The sequence below is a fragment of the Tenacibaculum agarivorans genome (genome assembly GCF_001936575.1).
Classification (GTDB): Bacteria; Bacteroidota; Bacteroidia; order Flavobacteriales; family Flavobacteriaceae; genus Polaribacter; species Polaribacter agarivorans.
On the sequence record NZ_MSMP01000048.1, the window covers coordinates 1 to 19,697 of the forward strand.

Here is a 19,697-nt window from a genome sequence, read left to right on the forward strand (position 1 = left end):
AATAAAAAGGGTTTAAACTGAGGTAGTTCGTAAAAATGGCATTACTTTTGTTTACCAAAGAATAAAATTATAATACATTACATTAAAATGATTACAGGTACAGTAAAATTTTTCAACGATTCAAAAGGTTTTGGTTTCATCACAGAAGAAGAAAGCAATAAAGAACATTTTGTACACATTTCAGGATTAATTGACGAAGTTCGTGAAGGTGATACCGTTGAATTTGAATTAAAAGAAGGAAAAAAAGGATTAAATGCCGTAAACGTTAGAGTTATCTAATCGAGTTTACAGATATAATTTAGTAAAAGTTCTCATTAAGTGATGAACTTTTTTTTTGATCACATATTATATTTATGTGACGAATTCGCACTGATCGAAGACAAAGTGTAGGAGGGAAGTATAATATATAGTATACGTAACATGTAATAATTTTCATATTTTACATATAATCTTTTTAAGAAATTTTCGTACTATTATTTCAATATCTTTTAAGCTGATTATGCCTATCCGTAATATATAATAATAAACAAACGTCAACCTGAACTTGTTTCAGGTTCTCATCATAAAACCTTATTTATTAACATTATGAGATTCCGAAATAAATTCGGAATAGCGTTAAAATATCAAATACGATTTACAACGGATATTCAAAAGATTATTTAGAAAAAGTTAAAAAAATGGCTAGATAAAATTTTAGTTAGTATTTTTAGTTTTAACATTTAACTAAAAGCTTACACTCTACTATAATAATCATAAGTATTATGAAATTTGAAACCTTTAAAAAAAGAAAATTCTGGTTGCGATTTATTGCTTGCGTAATACTTTTACCTATTCTATTTCTTATTGTTACTGTATTATATATCAATACAAAACAAAATAGTATTATTAAAGTTCATATAGCTGAGCTTAACAAAACCCACAAAGGTTTTATTGATATTGGTGACACGCATTTATCACTCTTTAGTAATTTTCCTAATATTTCTTTTAAAGTAGACGATCTAAAAATAAATGAAACTAAAAGTGATAACTCACAAGTTATTCTGGACGTTAAAGATATTTACGTAGGTTTTAACTTGTGGGATATTTTAGAAGGAAATTATACCATTAAATCATTAATTGTAGAGGAAGGATTTTTTGACATTGTAATTCATGAAGATAAAAGTCTAAATCTGTTAAACGTATTAAAACCCTTTGATGAAACAGAAAGTTCAGCACCAATAGATTTTAAACTTCAAAAAGTCAAATTACACAATCTAGATATCCACAAAAAAGATGAAGGTCAAAATACTGACCTAGAAACATTTATTTATGAAGCTGATGGAGGTTTCAATATTGATAATGAAGTTATTTCAGGACATATTGATACGAAGCTTGAAATGAATTTAATTAGTAATGGCGATACTACGTATGTAAAACACAAACACTTTGATGTTCATACGGATATTAGTTTGAATAAAGATACTGGATTACTTACTATCGAACCTTCTGGAGTTACTATGGAGCATGGTGATTTTGAGTTAGAGGGAAAAGTAGACACAAAAAATGATTTTGATCTTGATCTTATCATAAAAGGAACGAAGCCTAATTTTGATATGCTTATAGCTTTTGCTCCAGAGGATCTTATTCCTGTTTTAGAACGTTATAAAAATGCAGGAAAAATTTATTTTAACGCTGTAGTTCAAGGACCTACATTGAATCAACAAGTCCCTTTTTTTGATGTGAATTTCGGAGTCGATGAAGCTTTTTTAGAAAGCCCCAATAGAGGTAAGCGAATTAAAAACATTGGCTTTAAAGGGCATTTTACGAATGGTAAGGAACGAAGTTCTCGTACCACAACATTCTCATTAGAAGATATGACTGCCAAACTAGGAAAAGGAAAAATTCTAGGAAATGTTGTGATCAATAATTTTGATGAACCAGAAATAGATATGCGATTAAATACAGACTTCAATCTTGAATTTGTAACTGATTTTTTAAACTTAAGTGAAGTAGATATTGCATCAGGAAATGTTTCCTTAAAAATGAATTTTCATGATATTGTAGATATTAATAACCCAGAACTAGCACTAAGCAGGTTGAACCAGGCGTATTATAGCGAGTTAAAAATTGATAGCCTCAGTTTATCGTCCAAAGATCTTCCTACACCATTAAAAAAACTGAATGCACATATAGAAATGAAAGGAAAAAAAGCGACTATCAATCAATTTGATATCCTTTTAGGTAACTCTGATATTTCAATAACTGGATATTTGTCAGATCTACCAGCTATTGTGCATCATACAGATACACTCGTCGATACGCATTTAGATATTAAATCGAACCTACTAGATATTGCTGAACTTACAAAATTTTCTGCTACTGATAGTATAAAAACAGGTATAGATGAGCAAATTAAAGATGTAACTGCTGGATTTTCATTTAAATCCTCAGCAAAGGCTTTTACTGAGAGTAAATATTTACCAAAAGGAGAGTTTTTTATAGATAGTTTAAATGCACAACTAAAGCATTATCCACATAAATTACACGATTTTCATGTAGATGTGTTAATTGATGATGAAGATCTTAAAATCAAAGATTTTACTGGTTTTATTGATGATTCTGATTTTCATTTTAACGGATTGGTACATGATTATGGTTTTTGGATGCAAAAAGAATTGAATGGTGATGTAGATTTAGATATTACGTTAACTTCAGACTTATTGCGTTTGGAAGACATTTTCTCGTATCAAGGTGAAAATTATGTTCCTGAAGACTATAGACATGAAGAATTTGAAAAACTGGAATTGCATGTGAATTCTAGTATGCATTATAAAGCATCGGCATTGCATTCTATAGATTTAGAATTAGACAAGCTGAATACCAAAATGCATGTACATCCATTACGATTTGAATATTTTACAGGTGATTTTCATTATGAAGATGATCATCTGGTTGTGAAAGATTTTATAGGTAAAATAGGGAGAACTTCTTTTAATATCGGCTTGAACTATTATTTAGGAGATGACGAAGCGATTAAAAAACGAGACAATTACCTTAGTTTCAAAGCAAATTATATTGATTACGATCAGCTATTTCCTCCTGATAAACCAACAGAGAAGGCAACCATAACTGTAAAATCAAAAACGGCAGATGTTCCTGCACATGCCGATGCCTTTAATTTATATGAGCTACCATTTACGGATATGAAATTTGATGTTGATGTTGATTATTTTATGTATCAAAGAATTCATTTACAGGACATCAAAGCAAAATTACGTACTACGCAGAATCATTACATTTATGTAGATACCTTACATATGAATGCCGCTGGAGGTAATTTTAATATGTCGGGATATTTTAACGGTAGTAATCCGAAGAAAATTTATCTAAAACCGAATATAAAAACCACTAAAATTGATCTGGATAAGTTCTTATTCAAATTTGAAAATTTTGGACAAGATCATTTGGTTTCAGATAATTTAAAAGGACATGTTTCTTCCAACATAACTGGAAAAATTAGAATTTATCCTGATTTAGTGCCAGATTTAGATCAATCTGAAGTTCACATGGATGTAAAAGTTTTTAATGGAAAACTACAGAATTATGAACCAATGAAATTGTTGTCTAGTTATATGGGAGATAAAAACTTGAACAATATCAAGTTTGATACGATTCAAAATCATATTGACATACATAACGGACGCATAACGATTCCTAACATGACTATTGAATCTACATTAGGACATATGGAATTATCTGGCACACAAGATTTGAATAATAATATTGAATATTACTTAAGAATTCCTTGGAAAACCGTTAGGAAAGCAGTTTGGTATAAATTATTTAAGAACAAAAAAAATAGTGGAACTAAAGAAGAAGAGGATGAAATTATAGAAGTTGATCCTACTAAGAAAGTTAGATACTTAAATTTAAAATTGCATGGAACTCTGGACGATTTTGAAGTGTCTATGAAGAAAAAACCTAAAAAGAAGTAAATGATATTATGACAACATAAATATATTATATTTTGGACCATAATGTTCTGCTTTATGTAACTTTGCTTTGGTAAAAGCGAAGTTCTTTAACCCAATTTTCTTGGATTTTTTTCTTTCCAAAAGTTTCTTTAAAAATGTAATGGAATACTCTTTTTGTTGAAAGGGCAAAGGAGTGGAGACAAAATGTGTATGGAATGGGTTAAAATGGAAATATTCCAAATTTTAGTAGGAAATCTAATTAAGTGTCCGTAAATTTGTCCGTGTCCGTAAAAACGTCCGCAATTAATATATGGCTACTATAAATTTCTACCTTGACAAATCTGATAAAAAAGGATTTTCTCCAATTCATTTAAGAATTAATTGTAATTCTGAACAAGTAAAATTATCAACAGGAGAAAAAGTAAAACAAGAAGACTTTGATAAAGAAACACAATCCGTAAAAGAGAATTCTGAAAGAGCAACAGAAATAAATTACTACTTAACCTATTTAAGGGATAGAGCGGATGAATTATTAAATAATTCATACAAAAAAAGTTACACGAATAAAGAATTAAAATCAAAACTAACTGGTTTTGTAAAAGCATATAAAGAAAACCATAATGTAAATATTGTCCGAGAGCAAGTTTCTTTATATGGTAAACCTTTCACGTTTATAGATTTATTTGCAGGAGCAGGTGGATTTAGTGAAGGTTTTATTCAAGCTGAACACAATAACAAGTTCTTTGATTTCATTTTAGCAAATGACATTAATGAAAATTCAGAATTAACGCACGTTGTGCGTTATAACCACCAATTAGGTTTAGATGCTGATTTTTTATGTCAAGACATCACAGAGCCTGACTTTTTGGACAATTTGTTGTCGAAAACAAAAGATAAAACTATTGATGTTGTTTGTGGTGGACCTCCCTGTCAGAGTTTTAGTTTAGCTGGAAAAAGAAAGAAGTTTGATAAAAAAGACGATTTATTTTCTCATTATTTAGAAGTTATTAAAGTACTTCAACCGAAGTATTTTATAATGGAGAATGTAAAAGGAATACTAACAAAAGAGAAAGGGAAAATTAAAGAATTAATTCTGAAAGAAATTAATTCTATTGTTGATATTAAAGAAATTCCGAAGCTAACAACTTTCATAAAATCATTAAAGAAAAATAATTTAGAAAATGAGTTTCTTTTGAATTGTTTAGTAAAGAGAATTGAAATTGAGCAATACACTGATTTAAAAGCAGAAGAATTTAAAGAATTCTATATCAAAAGCATAGATTCTAAATTTAAAAAGTTAACGCCAGATATTGTAGACTACAAAACAAGTAAAACTGATCAAAGAATAAGCACAATTAGACACGGTTTTAATTTGTTAGTTAGAAATAAGGAATGGGAAAAATTAAAGCGCGACATTATTCGTGAGAAAGATTTCTGTAATATTGATAACGATTACTTTGTTGACTCATTCACTAAATTTCTGACTGATATAGATTCGAATGAAATTATCAATAAAATAGAGGAAGCTTTTAGTAGATTAAATATAGCTAAAGACTTTGAAAAATCTTGTAATGATATTATCCAAGCGTTAAAAATTTATGTGTTAAATATTGATGATTGTCTTACGTTGATTCGTGATTATTGCAATACCAAACAAAGCAAAGAATTAGACATAATTATAAATGATATAAGGCTATACAGAATTGAAGCTCCATTTGTTGCAGACTCATCAAATTATGGAGTTCCGCAAAATAGAGAAAGGGTGTTATTTATAGGATGCAGAAAAGACCAAAAATTCATTTCTGAAATTCCTGCAACTGTAACTGAAGAAGAAAAGGTTACAGTGTTTGAAGCATTGTATGATTTAGATTTTATTGGAAATAATGAAGAAGCCCATCTTTATCAATTAGTTGATATTTCTAAACAATACAACGGAACTGCTAAAAAAATGAAGAGTTTATTAAAAACTCGTTCAATTGATGGTAAGCCACTTAAATCAAAAGGAAAAACATTTGCAGATTGGAGTAAAAAAGGAAGATTAAACGGTAGATTTTCAAAAGCTAAAAAGCCATTTTATGTAAAAAACACAGAAGCTTTAAACAATGGTGAAAAAGTGTTTGATGTACTTCATAACCACAAAACTAGTAATCAAGGTGAAGATGTAATAAAACGACTTGATATTATTTTAAAAGAAGGCGGTTATAAAAAAGCACAAGCTGAATTAAATAAATGTGGCTTGTCTTCTAAAAAAAGAAACTACAATGTATTAAAACCGGAAAGTCAAAGTCCAACAGTTATGACAATTCCAGATGATTATATACACTATAATTCTCCAAGAGCATTAACAGTAAGAGAAATGGCTAGATTGCAATCTTTCGATGACTCCTTTGTTTTTCAAGGGAAACGTTCTACTGGTGGAAATAATAGAAAGACTGAGTTACCACAATATACATTAGTTGGTAATGCAGTACCACCACTTATGGCAAGAGCAATTGCAACTGAAATCTTGAAAAATATTAAATGAGAATACTAACCAACCAAGAAGAAGAGAAGCTTAAAATTTTAACTGAAAATTCAATCTCTTTAACATTGATTGAACCTACTGCAAATGGACTTAAGAAGTCTATTATGGATGCTACTGGAACAGTTAGAAATTATTTAAGAAAAAATAATTTTCACGATTATAATTTACAAGCTCAAGGTCCAGAAAGCAAAATAATAATTGATGCCCTCATTTACGAAACTGATAAAGTAAATAAATCAAGAACTTCTTTATATAGACCAAAAACAAAAAAAGGAGATCCTAGAATATGGTTTAGTGGATTAACTAAACATTCTAATCCAAACGATATTTTGGCGTTAATTGCTTTTGAGAATAAATTACACGTTCTAAATTTAACGCAATTACCAATAGAGCAACTAATTAATTCATCTATTGTAAACCCTTTACAAGAATTAATCAACGAAATTAATTTTATTGAGAATGCAGTTTCAACCGAATTATTAAATATGTTGGTTAACCTAGCAAAAGGTGGACCAATTTTATCAATGGTAAATGCAGATACTTCTGTAGGAAGAACATTAGAAACTGCATTGGGTATTGATATTAATTCTTCTAAACTTCCTGACTACAAAGGAATTGAATTGAAATCATTCAGGACAAATAAAGGAAATAGGAAAAATTTATTTGCACAAGTTCCTAATTGGAAACTGAGTAAATTCAAAAGTTCTTCCGAAATATTAGATGCATTTGGTTATTGGAGAGATGAAGATTTTAAATTATACTGTACTGTTTCAGCAAAAACAATCAATTCACAAGGCTTAACTTTAAAAGTCGATTCAGACTTAAATCAACTTATAGAAAATTCTAATGAAAAAGGAGTAGGGGACTTTGTAGTTTGGACTTTGGATAAACTACACTCCAGATTACTTGAAAAACATAAAGAAACTTTCTGGGTTGCTGCTGATACAATCTATGATGATGGAAAAGAATATTTTCAATACAAACAGGTTGAACATACTAAAAAACCAATTGTTTCGCAGTTTGATTTACTAATTGAACAAGGTATTATTACTTTAGACCATTTGATAAAAAGAAATTCGAAAGGTAAAGTAGTTGAGAAAGGTCCTTTGTTTAAAATTAAACCTAATAGTTTAGATTTATTATTTCCACCAAGTAATCTTTATAGTTTATTAGATTAAAAGGGAAAATTATCTTACTTTAGTTTGAATATGTCTGACCAATTAATTGAATTAATTTCAAAACAAACTAATAGTAGTAATGTTGTATTCAATATTACTAAAAGAATGTTGAAGAATAGCGAAATGAATGCAACAGCACCAATTCGCGAATTCTTAAATAATGAATCAATCTTTGATTTTGATAAAATGCCTGATGCTCATAAGGTATATATGGAATGTGCTATTCTACATAACAGCGAATCTATTGTAGCGAAAATCAGATTTGGATTCCCTCCAATTAAAAGAGAGGCCCGATTTTGGGTCTACGGTCTAAACAATTTTACAAAACCAGATGAAAATATATTAATGACTAAATTGGAAGACAAATTAGTTGTTATACCTCTTAATCAGGAAGATGAGCATTTAACCAATATCAAAGAGGTATTAAGAAGTACAGTTTTGAATTCGAAGTTCAAAAAAGAACTTAAAAGACGAAAAAGAAATAAAAAATTTAAGGCATTTAAAAAAAATCATATTGAACAAGCTTTGTTCAACACTAGGCTTGGTCTTGAAGGTTAGCTTTTTAATAGAATCTCAATGTTAAACTTGGCCTCATAAAATTTTGTTCAAAACAATTGGAGAAATGAGCGAGCATATTTTAGAGGTTTAGGTAATACAGTTTCTTCAGAATTTCGATTATACAAAGGATTTCAAAGAAATGTTAACCAGTTACAATGTTTCCTAAAATATAGCGAATGAACCGTTAATTGTTTCCAAAATTATATGTAGCCTTGAATTTTTGTTTCTTTTGTTTCAAGACAAAAGATAATGAAATAAGAAAAAAAGGTTTAATTGAAGTTCTACATTTAACAAGTGTATAGAAATTTTTAAGCAAGGATTTGAACGAGGGAAAATTTTATACTCTTGTGGCAAGTTTACGAGAATGTCGTAAAAAAAAATTTTACGGGATTTTCCTCGAATACGAGAATTATAATTAAGAGCAAAAGGTTTAGCTTTTTTTGGTGTGGCCAAGCGTTGGCAAATTGAGTTTAAAAATAAATGCCATAAAGCATTTAATTTTTTAAAAACAATAAAGCGGTTGGTCGTGGCAATTTTACATAGCGTCTAATTATAGTACTAACAGCAGGATGTTTCTTATTTAGTACTAAACCCAAAAGCCAAATGTTTAATGACTCCAGTACTAAAGTTTATTATGCGTTCAAGACTTTCTGGGATATTTTACATAATATGGAATTATGGCTTACAAATGGCATAACAACAAAATATAAACGAAATATGATATTTGTACTATAATTTATATTATGTAAAATAGAATTACACGATAGAAATTTACTCCACACCACAATTTTTCAATTTTTTTAGTGAAGATTGAACCCAAACAAAAGCTAAATAAATGACTCCTGATGAGACAAATATAATGAAAAAAAAGGGTCGCTTTTAAATAAAAATTTGCTTAACTATTTTTTAGTGATTTTCAAAGAGTTTTAACAAAAAACTGTAACTGACTGGTTATTAATACGATACTTATTTTAAAAAATGCAATTTTAACATTTTGGCTGTTTTGAGGTTTTACAGGAGCTTCAGAAGATTTTCCGTCGGTGTTCGTATCGTGACAAGGTATGTTATATGGGACACCTTGTAACTTTTTATCTTAACAAATATTTAACACTTTTTTTTTACAAAAACGTCAGATTTTGAGGGTTAACCATAAAAATATTTAAGGTTATTTTGTGATATATTTAAAATCAAAATCGATTATTTTGTGGTTTTTATTGTTTTTAAGAGATTTTTGTGTGTTTAAGGTATAAGTGGTTAGATCAAAAAAAAATAGGCTCTTAAATCTTTTTTATTATATTGGGATCATAAAAGTGAAAAAGCGCGTGAAATTGAGGTTAAAAATTAAAAATTGCAGTGGGTAAATCGGAATATTTTATACTTTCTTTTTCCTTCAAAAGAAACAAAAAAGCCAGCGGTATTTATTTTTATTATATCGAGTACAAAAATAAGGATTTACCTCAATAAGCTATTTTTTTTCGCCTTAAAAAGGTTTTCTAATGTTTCAGACTTTATGGTCTGAAATCATTGAAAAACTAGATTTATACTCAAAAAAAGAGACAGATATTTCAGTAAATGCTTGTACTCGAGGTATCGAGATAATTAAAAATTTCGAAAAAAATATTTGGGTCGCTGCGCTGTGCTTTAAAAGGTCGCTTTTTATAAAAAGCTCAAGCAAAAATTTTTAGGCATTTAGTGGGCGAAACGGATAAATGAGTATAAATAATAACATTAAAAGAAAAATCATGAAAAATAGTAAGGAATGTAAATCCGCATTTGTTGTATCTGTTAGTCACAGAAAAACAGAAAAAATTGAAAACCCTAAACCTAATAGTCCAAAAGTTAAATGTGAAGGACATAGTTATAGTATACTTATAATAGATAATACTAAAGAAATGATAGATTTTCTAAAAAAGTATACTGATTTTGATGAGTTTACAAATAGTGATTTATTAGCACAAAAACAGCATTTGAAAGACTACCCTATGTTTAGCTATAATATAGTTGATGAAAATAAATTTAGAAACGAAATATTAGCAGATAATGAAAAGCCCAGCAGCTGGAAAAGAACAGTAGACTTTCATTGGGAATATTTCCAAGAACATGCAATTTCTATAAGAAGATTAGCAATAGGAATAGTAAAAGATCCTTTTAATCAAAAATTATATACTTATTAAAAATTATGGAATCAAAGACGAGAAGAACGTGCAGAAAATGCGGAAAAAAAAGGTACGAACAGTACATGGAAAAAAAGGAAGAAAGTAATTGGGGGCATCATTGGGAATGCAAAAAATGTGATGAAAGTTATTACAATAATAGACAAAGTTGGAAAAGTAGACTTGACAATTATCTCCAGGTATAAATTGTCAAGTCCTGGAGTTGACAATTTTACTGCAGTAAAACTGTCAAAATGAATAAAAAAACCACGGCTGTTAAATCGTGGTTTTAGTGTGAAAAGGAAATAGTCCCCCTATCTCAATTTCAAAAAGCGAAAGTATAAAAAAAATTGAAATATGGCGTACACAGTAAGAAAATTAAGTGAAAATGCTAAAGAAAGTTTAGAGTACATTAAAAAATTCATCTGGAAAAAAGGAACAGCTAGTAGAGCAATTGACCATGCTTTATCGGTGTTTTTAATTCATCGTCGTATGATAGATGATTTAAGAAAACAAGTTGATGAAAGAGACAAAAAAATAAGGAAACTAAAAAATGAATATGAAAAACTAATAACGGCTATTGACATAGTTAACAATCCTAAAGATATTAAACAAATATTAAGAAAAAAACCTTAGTAATTTTACTAAGGTTTTAAAGGTTTATAGATGGTAATCTTATTTCAAAACCTCTAAACTGTCCTCTCTTTGGGTTTGTTTCAGTAGCTGTGTCGAGGAATTGAAGAGAATGAAATAATAACGTTGCTTGAGATTCAGACGACATACGTAATATTCTAGTATTTGTATGGTCGTAAAATACTAAATCTAAATTGTTAATTGGATTTCCGTTTGTATCCTCGTTACCACTATAAGTAATTATTCCAAAATAAAATGTGTCTGCAGCACTATCTTCTAAAGTTGATAAAGGTGTGACAATTTCAGTAATTTGAGGTTCAATACCTCTAAATTTGTCCTTAAGTACTGTTTCTACGTGTTTTATAGAATCTAAAGTAAATTGCATAATAAAGTAATTAAGTTGTTGGTATTTGTGTTAATGATAGGGCTTGAATATGCAAATGTCCATTTGAAAAATTGGCATTTGCTAAAGAATTTCTATTGCTACTTCCGTCAGGATTTAAGGTGTGAAATTGTAGTTTTAATTTACCATTGTGAAATATTCTTGTAGCGTTGATGATTCTATAATTTTGATCTAGCCCGGTAAACAAAACATTTGTTGTCATAAAAGTTTGATTAGGTATTGCAGCTTCAGGAACTTCAATATATAGAATACCTTCAGTTGCTGGAGCTTGGTCAATATTAGTAAGTCTAATATTTAAAAAAGTTAATCCTCCTTGAACTAAATAGTAACTTTCTTGTACTATAAATTGATAGTTGAAATTTTCATTTATAGCTGGATTATTAGCATACATTATGGGCGTAAATGGTACAACACTACCGTCTATGGTAGTGTTTGAGTTACCTGAATCATTTAAATTAAGTATAGTACGTTTATAAAGTGGAGTCATCTTTTTTTATCGTTTTTTTAATTATGTAAATCAGTGTACATAATGTGATTAAATATTGAATTATAGGCTCTGTAGTTTCAATAAAGGATTGTGTTAAACCTATACTAGTTATAATAAGAGGGTTAATTTGCATTATTTGAATTTTTTAAAGAGAAACAAAAAGAAAAGAAATACAAAAACGAGAATAGAATCATTCTGTTTTTTAACTACTTTTTTTTTATATGAAGGGTCGTAGCTTAATCCCTCATCTGGTCTGAGATCCAAATGAACGCCCCAATCATAAAAGCGGAAATAATTAACTCCTAAAGCCTTAAGTTCTTGGTAAAGCTCTCCCCTATTATTGACGGAACTTTCTATCATTTGCAAAACATCTTTACCGTTAAGATCAACGGCTAAACCTTTTATATGCTGCGAAGTACCTGTTCTACCTTTTGACAAATCCCATTCTAATGTACGGTAGCTAGAACCTATATAAACAGGTTGTTTAGTGTAGTCTCTTACAAGTTGTGCTACTTTAGGTATACGTTTATCTAAAGGGATTCCAGTTTGTAATAAAACTTCCTTTTGTTCTGATGTAGCCATAACGCTATCATACCACTCTTTTAAGGTAAAATTTTCTGTAACCTTCTTATCCCATTGTGGGCTAATAAATGGAGGTTCTATAAATAAAAGTCTATCGTTTGTCATTTTTTTTCGTTTTGTATCTAAAATTTATAATTCTCCTATGAATACTATTTATCGTATCAAAGAAGAAATAGAAAATTGCGATAATGGTTAAAAAAGGAGTTAAGAGTAGTAAAAAACAAAGAACTAAAGCTACCATTACTGTGATTAATAGTAGCTTTAAAAAACCAATGTTTTTTGAATTTATTGAATTTAAAAATCCTTGTATGTTCTGTAGATTTTTCATTTAAGATCTGACTCTAGTGAACTTGTAATATGGCTTAATTTCCTTTTCGTCTTTAAGCTCTTCTTTTAGCCATTGGGCTAAATTCCAGTCTTCGTTATAAAACAATTTTCTATACTTTCTTTTACCAAATTGATCAAAGACTTTGTTAAAATTTGCTTCAGTTAATGGGAGCAAAATGTTAGCAAGTGTTTGTTCTGAAGTACCTAAGCCTTTCATTGCTTTTTGTGCTTCATTGGCTATTGATAATGCCATATCGTCAGTTAAAGTTCCTTTGTCTTTAACATTTTCAAATTTTTTTTCTCTTCTTCTAGTAAAGAAAAACATAGCTGCAATAGCTGCTAGAATCATTAGTAATGATTTACGGAATTTTTTTTTCATAATTTGTTATTAGTTGAGTTAAGTATGTTATCTGATAGATCGCTAAGACCTACGTCGTGAGATCTTTCCAATGTTTCTTCATCTACTATAATGTAATTTGTTTCTATAGTAGATTGTTGTTTTGAAGTTGAAGAACATTTGCAAGGCTCTTTCTTTGAGATTGATGGTGAATTTTGAAGCATCTTTTTTTGTAGATCTTCTTTTTGTTTAGGGTCTTTTTTAAGGATAAAAAACAAAGCAATAATAGGACCTAACCAAAACCAAAATTCCTTTAAATTGTTGTAATTTTTATTGTTCATAATTTTAAAATAAAAGGCGTTCCAATGAAACGCCTTTGTTGCTCTATAATTAAAATATAACAGGATGCTAGCGTTATTTCTAGCGGTAAACTCGTTGCTTGGTAATTAATGAGTATACTTGTGCGCCTCTAATTGATTTTGAAGCTTTAAAAGCGGCTTTCTTTGTGTAATGTTTAGATACTATGGTACCTTTCACTTTTACACAATATCTAAGGCGACGCTTTCTCTTTGGTTTATCGAAAAACATAATTAAAATTTAATTTTTTTAGTGAAAACTAATAATATGAAACCTAAAATCACCCAGATAAAACCAGATTTAGAGGTTTCTTTGTTCTTGTCTTTATCCCCAAAATTAGATACATCTATGATTGGTGGTGGTGCTAATGATGGGGCTAAAGTATCAGAGTTATCAGGTTTGATCGTTGCAACTGGTTTAACAGGTATAGTAGAAATAGTCTTATTTTTAAGTGTAACTTTTCTATATGGAGTTGATCTGCTTGGAGCGCCTCGAAAGCCTGATTTATATACGCCTGTTTCATTACTAATAGTAACTGAATATCTACTTTCGAGTTTCTGAATAAGGCTGTCAGCTTCTTGTTTAGCGATATTAGCCGAAAGGTATTCACCTTCACGGGTGCATCCTTCTCGACCGTCTCCAGTCTTTTTTCTCCAATAAGACATGTAATCAAGTATTTTTAAAACTTGATTTGCTGAGCTTTCAGCGTCTATTGCATTGTTAGAGTTTATGCTAAAATCTAGATTAAATCTAGACTTTAGTTTTGCAATGAAATCTCTAGTTTCTGGCTCAGCCTTTTCAGGGCTAAAACTTGCACCTATGCAATCAAAGTCAAATAAGTTGCCTATACCATCACCGATGAAATTTGAAATCGTTGAAAATACCATAGTTTAGTCAATATAATCGTCTCTATCTGGAGACTTAGGGTTGAGTTGGTCTTGAAACCACTTAGTGGCAAACAAGAATATAAATGGTGCAGCTAATTCGAAAGCGATTCCCTTGTGAAGCTTAGCATACATCTGCTGCAACTTTGTCGCGTCGTCATGTATGCATCCCTCTTCCCATGATTTCGTCTTTCTTTTAAGCTCTACAAGCTCGTCATGGCTGTTCAAATTGAACATCTCTATTAGCTTTAGAATAATTGCTATTAACTTCATAATTTGATAGTTTAATAGTTTTCTAACTTAACTGTGATGATCTTATTTAAGGGCGTGGAAGCCTGATTAAATTGTAGATCTACACTTACGTTATCTAAGGGCTCACCTATATAAATTACAGGATTGTAGACTGTAGAATCAGGGTTGACAGCAAGCATAAGACGCTGCTGATTAAATAAAAGATTCTCGCTAACATTCTTGTTATAAGTAGTTAAATCACTCTTTTTTAAACCTGTTAAGTTTAAATTAGAAATTTTTGTACCTGAACTAGACGAATAGTCTATGAAAGAATTATCTACGATAAAAACAGCTTTAACAATGTCAGATCCTAAAGTTTCTGTAGCTGAATTTTTACCCGATTCAATAGGGTATTCAGTAATTACAGGGAAGTAACGATTGTGGTTAACGTTAGTTGTAACAGTTGTTTCAATTTCTACGTATGAGGTAGTTTTGGAAATACCTGTACTAAAAGTAGTTGGATCGACATTAATATCTACAACTAACTCGATATCATCTTTAAGATGTAATGGCGTAATCATACCACTTGCAGCAAATGGAATATATACTTGGTATCTATCATTTAGTTGCTCAAAAACACTTTCATAAAGCGTTTCTTGCGCATAAAGAGCCTCGATTAAACCATCCAAATAACCTGAGAAAAATTGGATTTTTCTTTTAGTTTTAGAATTTCTAAGTTCAATTTTAATTGAAGTTTTAGAAAAACTATTTAAACCGACAGATTGATCGGTAGTATTTCTAGGATAAAACGTTAACAAGATTCCTTTTACGTTTTCATTTTTTATGATCTCCTTGTGGTTTACGCCAAGTTTAAAATTATTTTGCATTTAATAAGAATTTAAAGGTTAAACTTGACTGTTTTGGTCATTAGCAGTTTCTACAATTTTTTCACCAACAACAGGGACTTTAGACATAAAAGTCAAAACTTTTGCGGAAAAGATTGCACCTACAACAAGAAAAATTCCGTAGGTAAGCCATTTAAAAAGTGAGTTGTTTTTTCGTCTCATTTGAAGTTATATTAATTTTATAAGACAAAAATAAATCGCGGTTGAAGGGTTTCAAAAAGTGACCCCTAACCGCGATAATGACATTAAAAAAAATTTATGGAAAACGTTACAAAAGTAAGTACAGATTTAAAGTTATAAAAAAGTAACCCCTATATATCTATTTCACCTTGTAATAATAGGTGATTCCTTAACCTTCTATGATTAAGAATTAAATATCTTACAAGTTTTCGACTTGAATTCAATTTCAACTCCTTTTTTAATAAAAATATTTCTTTAAGAACTTCGTTACTCTTATCTACTTTAATACTTATTAGTTCTTTATTGCTAGGCATATTATTCGTTGTTTAAAAGGGTTAATTGTAAGTTTCTAATTAGATTTAAATACCTATCTCGAGTTGAAGGATGTATTACATGTTTATTGTTCCAATCTAATTTTAAATTCTCTATGAATTTAACCATTTGTACAGCTGTTTTAGTATCACCTTGTCTAATAAGATCTTCTAACTCATTAGTATAGTAAATTGACGATGTTAGTTGATTTCTTGGTGATAATTTTTGTTTTGATATATTAGTTACAGTTTGTGATAATCGATTTAATTTTTCGTTTTCGTATTCGATGTTATCAATGATTTCGTCGATGCCTAGCCAGTTAATAATTAACCTTCTAAGTCGGTTGAATTTGTATTTTTTCATAGTGAATGGTTTATTTAATTGATAATAATACATAACCATCTGAAATACCAAATTCTCCGTCTATATCCTCAAGAATATGAGTGATTTTTTTTGTAGTTGATCTACCAGTATAAGAATTACTGTTATGATTAAATTCTTGTAAAATTAAGATGTCACCAACCTTAAAATCTCGGTCGTTGAATCTTATTTCAGCTTTTTTATTACCGTTGTGAACTTCTTCAAAATGTTCGGTAAATATTTTTAAATAGTGTTTCATGATAAATAATTTTTTAATTCGAAATAGCAAACCATATCTATAGTAGATTTTTTAGGAATGGTAATAATATCTACTAAATCATGGTTTGAGCATGTTATGGAGTAATGATCTTTATGTTCTAATAAAGAATGAAATTTATACACTGTACCTGAGTGTATAAAATATCTGCCCTCTTTTAGGTTATATGGCGGTGTTAAGACTGTTTTCATTGAAGTTATTTTTTTGATATTTATAATCAGTTATGGTAATCCTCTTGTCGTTAGAAACACTATCTATTCGGAAATAGCTCGGTTTTATAAAGAAATTCTTTTGATAATTTGACGACATAGTAAGACTGTAGTACTTAGAAAAATCAGTATTACAAATGATTTTTTTAGTTACATTCATATTCTGTTCACTTAGTCCAATCATTTTGAATAATCTAAGACGTCTATTAAATTGAGGTGGCGAAAGTTTTAAGTATTTCTTAATCTCATCAATTGACATATTCTTCTCATGAATAAGTCTAAAAATTTCAATAAGATTAGTTACTACGACGGTTTTAAATCCCATTTTCATTAGTTGACTTTCTGTTAAGAGCTGAGAAGCTTTGGTTATGCGTCTGTTTCCTTTTGTAATGCGCTGCTTAGTAAAGAAAACATTACCGTGAATATCCTTTGATCGAGTTGTTTCCCATGTTAAATGGTCATTAATTCGGTTGTAATCATCACGCTTTTTTTCTGCCTCTGTGTTGTATTTATGAACGCGTTTGACTAGATCATCATAAGGCTGTATTTCCTCTATTTGATAATAATCTATAAGCTTTTTTAGTTCATTAACTAAATACTGTAAAAATTGATCGGTAAAAGGAACGCAAAACCTAGTTTCTAGTAAAGTTCCTTTTTGGTATACTTCGTAATAGTTATTGATTTTATAATGCATTGTTGATGCATCATAATTCATGGATGAATTAATACAGTATTTCTTGAAATTTCTTTCGTTAGATAATGTTACAAAACCTGAAGTATTAAGGAAATTATGCATGTGCTTATATATATCATACTCGAATTTAGAGGGGTTGTAGTTCAGCTTTGTAAGTGACTTTAAATTCTTTCGAACTTTCTTATACATACGGATATGTTGTTGATGAATTTTGCATCTCTTGCGAAAGAATTTGTTCTTAAAAATGGAAACTAAAGCCTTAGCCTTAAAGCTTATTTCGTAACGCAATACTTTATCCATTTCAGACTTAAGAAACATAGTATTGTAAGGTAAATTCTTGTAGGATTCATTTACAATTTTCTTGTCTATTTTATCGTCAAATAAGAATAAATCGCCTAATGTATCCTTTTTAAACATTTCCATGATTTTGTCTTGATTCTTTTTAAATGCGTCAAAATCATTGGAGTTTCTGAAATGAAAATTTAAATAATTCTTGTTGATTCTGTTATGCTTAGAAAAATCACCGTGCTTAGTATTGATGTATTCAGATCCTTTGTGATAGATCTTGAAATTTATACCGTTTTGAGTGTTATACTGTATAGAAGTTTCAAAAGTATCTGTTCTTTTTTGCTGCTCAAGAGAGCATTTTTTCCTAATCTTTTTTTGATACTCTAAATATTGTAAAGCATCTTCCCTACTCTCAAAAAATTGATTATAACAGATATCAATACGATTGAGTTCTATATACTCATAAACTGGTAAAGTATCTATTTCAAAAAAGTAAATGAGATCTAGAAAAAAAGAATCAATAAATTCTAGTAGACGTCTATGAATGTGTTTTGAATTAGTGTTCCAAAAAGTAAAATTATCGTTAATACGGTTTGGACTATAGCATTGTGGAATGAATTGCGCCAAGTTGTGACCGAATAAGTATTTATTTACATTGATATTGAATTCTACATAACCCGCATCGGGATTTATAGAAAATACGACATCGGATTCGCTGGACGGTACTCGATACTTTCCGTTGGCTTTAACGTTTCGTTCTGATACTTTTTCGGCTGCAACAAAACGTACTTTGTTCAATTCTAAAAAGTGAGGATTAAGTTTGTTACTTGTTTTACTTGTAAAATAATCCTCAAAATTCATGGTAGAATTGCTAAGCGTGGTTTGTGAAACCCGCTTAGCAATCTCAAAATGTTTGCCTTGATAATTAAAAAGTTTTAAATACAGGTTATGATGTTCAGGTACTTGCATCAAACTTACTCCACCATTTCGGTAATTTAATTCGTGAGTAATTCCTATTTTTTGTTGATTGCAACCATGCAATCTTAGAATTAAAGTATCAATCATAAAACGCTAGTTGTGTTAAGAAATTTTCTATATCGTAAGTAGTGAACTTTTAGCTCTAAAGAAAGATCATTAATAGCATCGGGATTTTTATCGATGCGTTCATGTATTTCTTTTAAGTGGTGTTCCGCTTGCTCTGGTGATAATCCCATATGAAAAGAAGCGTTAATGAAAAACGTTTGTGTGAGGATTAGTTTTAGCATTCTCTTAAAGGATTAGCGTTAGAAAATACTATCGACATAAGGGTGTCTTTTTCAGTAACCCCGTAAACCTGTTTCATAATATCAGTATAGATATCAACATTACAGTTTTTATCCATAAAAGATATAGTAGAATTTATTTTGTCAAGGCGAAATAATTCGATACTTCTAATAAAGAAAATACCTAAAAAATTATCAGCAATATCAGTAATTCTGAACTTGTCGTTAAGTTGATAACGAGCATTAAATTTTCTAACAACAATGAACGATTGTTGTTTTGGTTTGTGTAAATCATCGATTTTAACACTTTTCACATAGTTAATTCCCATGTTTTCAATAAGTTATGAAAATACGAGATTAGCGTTTTTTTTATTATATTGCTCTCGTATTCTCGGTTTTCAAAATAAGAAATACAACAGGATGACTAGAGTCGTGGAAGATCTAGTTTTTAACCCCTACTTTATGCTCAAAGTCGGGGTTTTTTATTGCACGTATTTCTTCTTAAATGCAATCATTTATGTTAAGATTTGGGTTCTGATTTGTGAAATTTGCAATTTTTGATTGCAGTTATAGGATGTACTTTATATTATGTTAAATAGAGTG

At 29.6% G+C, this 19,697-nt stretch carries 22 protein-coding genes; 7 read left to right on the forward strand and 15 right to left on the reverse strand.

Annotated elements, in window-relative coordinates; translation table 11 throughout:
• Window positions 1–87: 87 nt before the first annotated feature.
• The 7 genes from BVC87_RS21345 to BVC87_RS21385 all read left to right on the forward strand — a co-directional run bounded on the left by BVC87_RS21345 (window position 88) and on the right by BVC87_RS21385 (window position 11,002).
• The gene (locus BVC87_RS21345; protein WP_075344439.1) at window positions 88–279 is read left to right on the forward strand and encodes a cold-shock protein; all 192 of its coding nucleotides are present in this window, start codon (window positions 88–90) and stop codon (window positions 277–279) included.
• Between the two features lie 482 nt (window positions 280–761).
• Entirely contained in the window at window positions 762–3,974 is a 3,213-nt protein-coding gene (locus tag BVC87_RS21350) for an AsmA-like C-terminal region-containing protein (protein ID WP_075344440.1), read from the forward strand.
• Window positions 3,975–4,263: 289 nt separating this feature from the next.
• On the forward strand, window positions 4,264–6,477 hold the full coding sequence (locus BVC87_RS21355; RefSeq protein ID WP_075344441.1) for a DNA cytosine methyltransferase: 2,214 nt from the start codon (window positions 4,264–4,266) through the stop codon (window positions 6,475–6,477).
• Complete coding sequence (locus BVC87_RS21360) at window positions 6,474–7,655, forward strand: MvaI/BcnI family restriction endonuclease (protein WP_075344442.1); 1,182 nt, start codon at window positions 6,474–6,476, stop codon at window positions 7,653–7,655. Before BVC87_RS21355 ends, BVC87_RS21360 begins: the two co-directional genes overlap by 4 nt.
• Window positions 7,656–7,685: 30 nt before the next feature.
• Window positions 7,686–8,213, forward strand: coding sequence for a hypothetical protein (locus BVC87_RS21365; RefSeq protein ID WP_075344443.1), 528 nt, complete (start codon window positions 7,686–7,688; stop codon window positions 8,211–8,213).
• A gap of 1,742 nt (window positions 8,214–9,955) precedes the next feature.
• The gene (locus tag BVC87_RS21375; protein ID WP_143569874.1) at window positions 9,956–10,387 is read left to right on the forward strand and encodes a hypothetical protein; all 432 of its coding nucleotides are present in this window, start codon (window positions 9,956–9,958) and stop codon (window positions 10,385–10,387) included.
• A 336-nt stretch (window positions 10,388–10,723) separates the two neighbouring features.
• Window positions 10,724–11,002, forward strand: a complete 279-nt coding sequence (locus BVC87_RS21385) for a hypothetical protein (protein WP_075344447.1) — start codon at window positions 10,724–10,726, stop codon at window positions 11,000–11,002.
• A gap of 16 nt (window positions 11,003–11,018) precedes the next feature.
• Here the strand turns inward: BVC87_RS21385 and BVC87_RS21390 are convergent, their stop codons facing one another.
• The 15 genes from BVC87_RS21390 to BVC87_RS21455 all read right to left on the reverse strand — a co-directional run bounded on the left by BVC87_RS21390 (window position 11,019) and on the right by BVC87_RS21455 (window position 19,423).
• Window positions 11,019–11,384, reverse strand: a complete 366-nt coding sequence (locus BVC87_RS21390; protein ID WP_075344448.1) for a hypothetical protein — start codon at window positions 11,382–11,384, stop codon at window positions 11,019–11,021.
• A gap of 10 nt (window positions 11,385–11,394) precedes the next feature.
• Window positions 11,395–11,889 carry a hypothetical protein gene (locus BVC87_RS21395; protein WP_075344449.1) on the reverse strand — a complete coding sequence of 165 codons (495 nt, stop codon included), beginning with the start codon at window positions 11,887–11,889 and terminating at the stop codon, window positions 11,395–11,397.
• Window positions 11,890–12,021: 132 nt separating this feature from the next.
• Window positions 12,022–12,576 (reverse strand): D-Ala-D-Ala carboxypeptidase family metallohydrolase, encoded by a 555-nt coding sequence (locus tag BVC87_RS21400; RefSeq protein ID WP_075344450.1) that lies wholly within the window; start codon window positions 12,574–12,576, stop codon window positions 12,022–12,024.
• 223 nt (window positions 12,577–12,799) lie between these two features.
• The gene (locus BVC87_RS21405) at window positions 12,800–13,177 is read right to left on the reverse strand and encodes a hypothetical protein (RefSeq protein WP_075344451.1); all 378 of its coding nucleotides are present in this window, start codon (window positions 13,175–13,177) and stop codon (window positions 12,800–12,802) included.
• On the reverse strand, window positions 13,174–13,476 hold the full coding sequence (locus BVC87_RS21410; protein WP_075344452.1) for a hypothetical protein: 303 nt from the start codon (window positions 13,474–13,476) through the stop codon (window positions 13,174–13,176). Before BVC87_RS21410 ends, BVC87_RS21405 begins: the two co-directional genes overlap by 4 nt.
• Window positions 13,477–13,725: 249 nt before the next feature.
• Window positions 13,726–14,379, reverse strand: a complete 654-nt coding sequence (locus BVC87_RS21415; RefSeq protein ID WP_075344453.1) for a hypothetical protein — start codon at window positions 14,377–14,379, stop codon at window positions 13,726–13,728.
• A gap of 3 nt (window positions 14,380–14,382) precedes the next feature.
• Window positions 14,383–14,511: a hypothetical protein gene (locus tag BVC87_RS23890; RefSeq protein ID WP_262509535.1), complete on the reverse strand. Its 129-nt coding sequence runs from the start codon at window positions 14,509–14,511 to the stop codon at window positions 14,383–14,385.
• A gap of 149 nt (window positions 14,512–14,660) precedes the next feature.
• Complete coding sequence (locus BVC87_RS21425; RefSeq protein ID WP_075344455.1) at window positions 14,661–15,494, reverse strand: hypothetical protein; 834 nt, start codon at window positions 15,492–15,494, stop codon at window positions 14,661–14,663.
• Window positions 15,495–15,512: 18 nt separating this feature from the next.
• A complete protein-coding gene (locus BVC87_RS23575; RefSeq protein ID WP_159439400.1) occupies window positions 15,513–15,674 on the reverse strand; it encodes a hypothetical protein in 162 nt (53 codons plus the stop codon).
• Window positions 15,675–16,007: 333 nt separating this feature from the next.
• Window positions 16,008–16,367: a hypothetical protein gene (locus BVC87_RS21435; protein WP_143569875.1), complete on the reverse strand. Its 360-nt coding sequence runs from the start codon at window positions 16,365–16,367 to the stop codon at window positions 16,008–16,010.
• Between the two features lie 10 nt (window positions 16,368–16,377).
• On the reverse strand, window positions 16,378–16,623 hold the full coding sequence (locus tag BVC87_RS21440) for a DUF3850 domain-containing protein (protein WP_083629686.1): 246 nt from the start codon (window positions 16,621–16,623) through the stop codon (window positions 16,378–16,380).
• Complete coding sequence (locus tag BVC87_RS23265; protein ID WP_143569876.1) at window positions 16,620–16,832, reverse strand: hypothetical protein; 213 nt, start codon at window positions 16,830–16,832, stop codon at window positions 16,620–16,622. Before BVC87_RS23265 ends, BVC87_RS21440 begins: the two co-directional genes overlap by 4 nt.
• Complete coding sequence (locus BVC87_RS21445; RefSeq protein WP_075344458.1) at window positions 16,804–18,897, reverse strand: hypothetical protein; 2,094 nt, start codon at window positions 18,895–18,897, stop codon at window positions 16,804–16,806. Before BVC87_RS21445 ends, BVC87_RS23265 begins: the two co-directional genes overlap by 29 nt.
• Entirely contained in the window at window positions 18,894–19,097 is a 204-nt protein-coding gene (locus tag BVC87_RS21450) for a hypothetical protein (protein WP_075344459.1), read from the reverse strand. Before BVC87_RS21450 ends, BVC87_RS21445 begins: the two co-directional genes overlap by 4 nt.
• Entirely contained in the window at window positions 19,091–19,423 is a 333-nt protein-coding gene (locus BVC87_RS21455) for a hypothetical protein (RefSeq protein WP_075344460.1), read from the reverse strand. The genes BVC87_RS21450 and BVC87_RS21455 overlap by 7 nt, the downstream gene beginning before the upstream one ends.
• Window positions 19,424–19,697: the final 274 nt, after the last annotated feature.

Excerpts from the sequence above, each read along its gene's own strand:
- BVC87_RS23265 (WP_143569876.1), bottom strand. The coding sequence starts at position 16,832 with ATGAAAACAGTCTTAACACCGCCATATAACCTAAAAGAGGGCAGATAT.
- BVC87_RS21435 (WP_143569875.1), bottom strand. The coding sequence starts at position 16,367 with ATGAAAAAATACAAATTCAACCGACTTAGAAGGTTAATTATTAACTGG.
- BVC87_RS21385 (WP_075344447.1), top strand. The coding sequence starts at position 10,724 with ATGGCGTACACAGTAAGAAAATTAAGTGAAAATGCTAAAGAAAGTTTA.
- BVC87_RS21345 (WP_075344439.1), top strand. The coding sequence starts at position 88 with ATGATTACAGGTACAGTAAAATTTTTCAACGATTCAAAAGGTTTTGGT.
- BVC87_RS21425 (WP_075344455.1), bottom strand. The coding sequence starts at position 15,494 with ATGCAAAATAATTTTAAACTTGGCGTAAACCACAAGGAGATCATAAAA.
- BVC87_RS21415 (WP_075344453.1), bottom strand. The coding sequence starts at position 14,379 with ATGGTATTTTCAACGATTTCAAATTTCATCGGTGATGGTATAGGCAAC.
- BVC87_RS21395 (WP_075344449.1), bottom strand. The coding sequence starts at position 11,889 with ATGACTCCACTTTATAAACGTACTATACTTAATTTAAATGATTCAGGT.
- BVC87_RS21375 (WP_143569874.1), top strand. The coding sequence starts at position 9,956 with ATGAAAAATAGTAAGGAATGTAAATCCGCATTTGTTGTATCTGTTAGT.
- BVC87_RS21400 (WP_075344450.1), bottom strand. The coding sequence starts at position 12,576 with ATGACAAACGATAGACTTTTATTTATAGAACCTCCATTTATTAGCCCA.
- BVC87_RS21355 (WP_075344441.1), top strand. The coding sequence starts at position 4,264 with ATGGCTACTATAAATTTCTACCTTGACAAATCTGATAAAAAAGGATTT.
- BVC87_RS21360 (WP_075344442.1), top strand. The coding sequence starts at position 6,474 with ATGAGAATACTAACCAACCAAGAAGAAGAGAAGCTTAAAATTTTAACT.
- BVC87_RS21405 (WP_075344451.1), bottom strand. The coding sequence starts at position 13,177 with ATGAAAAAAAAATTCCGTAAATCATTACTAATGATTCTAGCAGCTATT.
- BVC87_RS23575 (WP_159439400.1), bottom strand. The coding sequence starts at position 15,674 with ATGAGACGAAAAAACAACTCACTTTTTAAATGGCTTACCTACGGAATT.
- BVC87_RS21445 (WP_075344458.1), bottom strand. The coding sequence starts at position 18,897 with ATGATTGATACTTTAATTCTAAGATTGCATGGTTGCAATCAACAAAAA.
- BVC87_RS21410 (WP_075344452.1), bottom strand. The coding sequence starts at position 13,476 with ATGAACAATAAAAATTACAACAATTTAAAGGAATTTTGGTTTTGGTTA.
- BVC87_RS21450 (WP_075344459.1), bottom strand. The coding sequence starts at position 19,097 with ATGCTAAAACTAATCCTCACACAAACGTTTTTCATTAACGCTTCTTTT.
- BVC87_RS23890 (WP_262509535.1), bottom strand. The coding sequence starts at position 14,511 with ATGTATGCTAAGCTTCACAAGGGAATCGCTTTCGAATTAGCTGCACCA.
- BVC87_RS21390 (WP_075344448.1), bottom strand. The coding sequence starts at position 11,384 with ATGCAATTTACTTTAGATTCTATAAAACACGTAGAAACAGTACTTAAG.
- BVC87_RS21350 (WP_075344440.1), top strand. The coding sequence starts at position 762 with ATGAAATTTGAAACCTTTAAAAAAAGAAAATTCTGGTTGCGATTTATT.
- BVC87_RS21440 (WP_083629686.1), bottom strand. The coding sequence starts at position 16,623 with ATGAAACACTATTTAAAAATATTTACCGAACATTTTGAAGAAGTTCAC.
- BVC87_RS21455 (WP_075344460.1), bottom strand. The coding sequence starts at position 19,423 with ATGGGAATTAACTATGTGAAAAGTGTTAAAATCGATGATTTACACAAA.
- BVC87_RS21365 (WP_075344443.1), top strand. The coding sequence starts at position 7,686 with ATGTCTGACCAATTAATTGAATTAATTTCAAAACAAACTAATAGTAGT.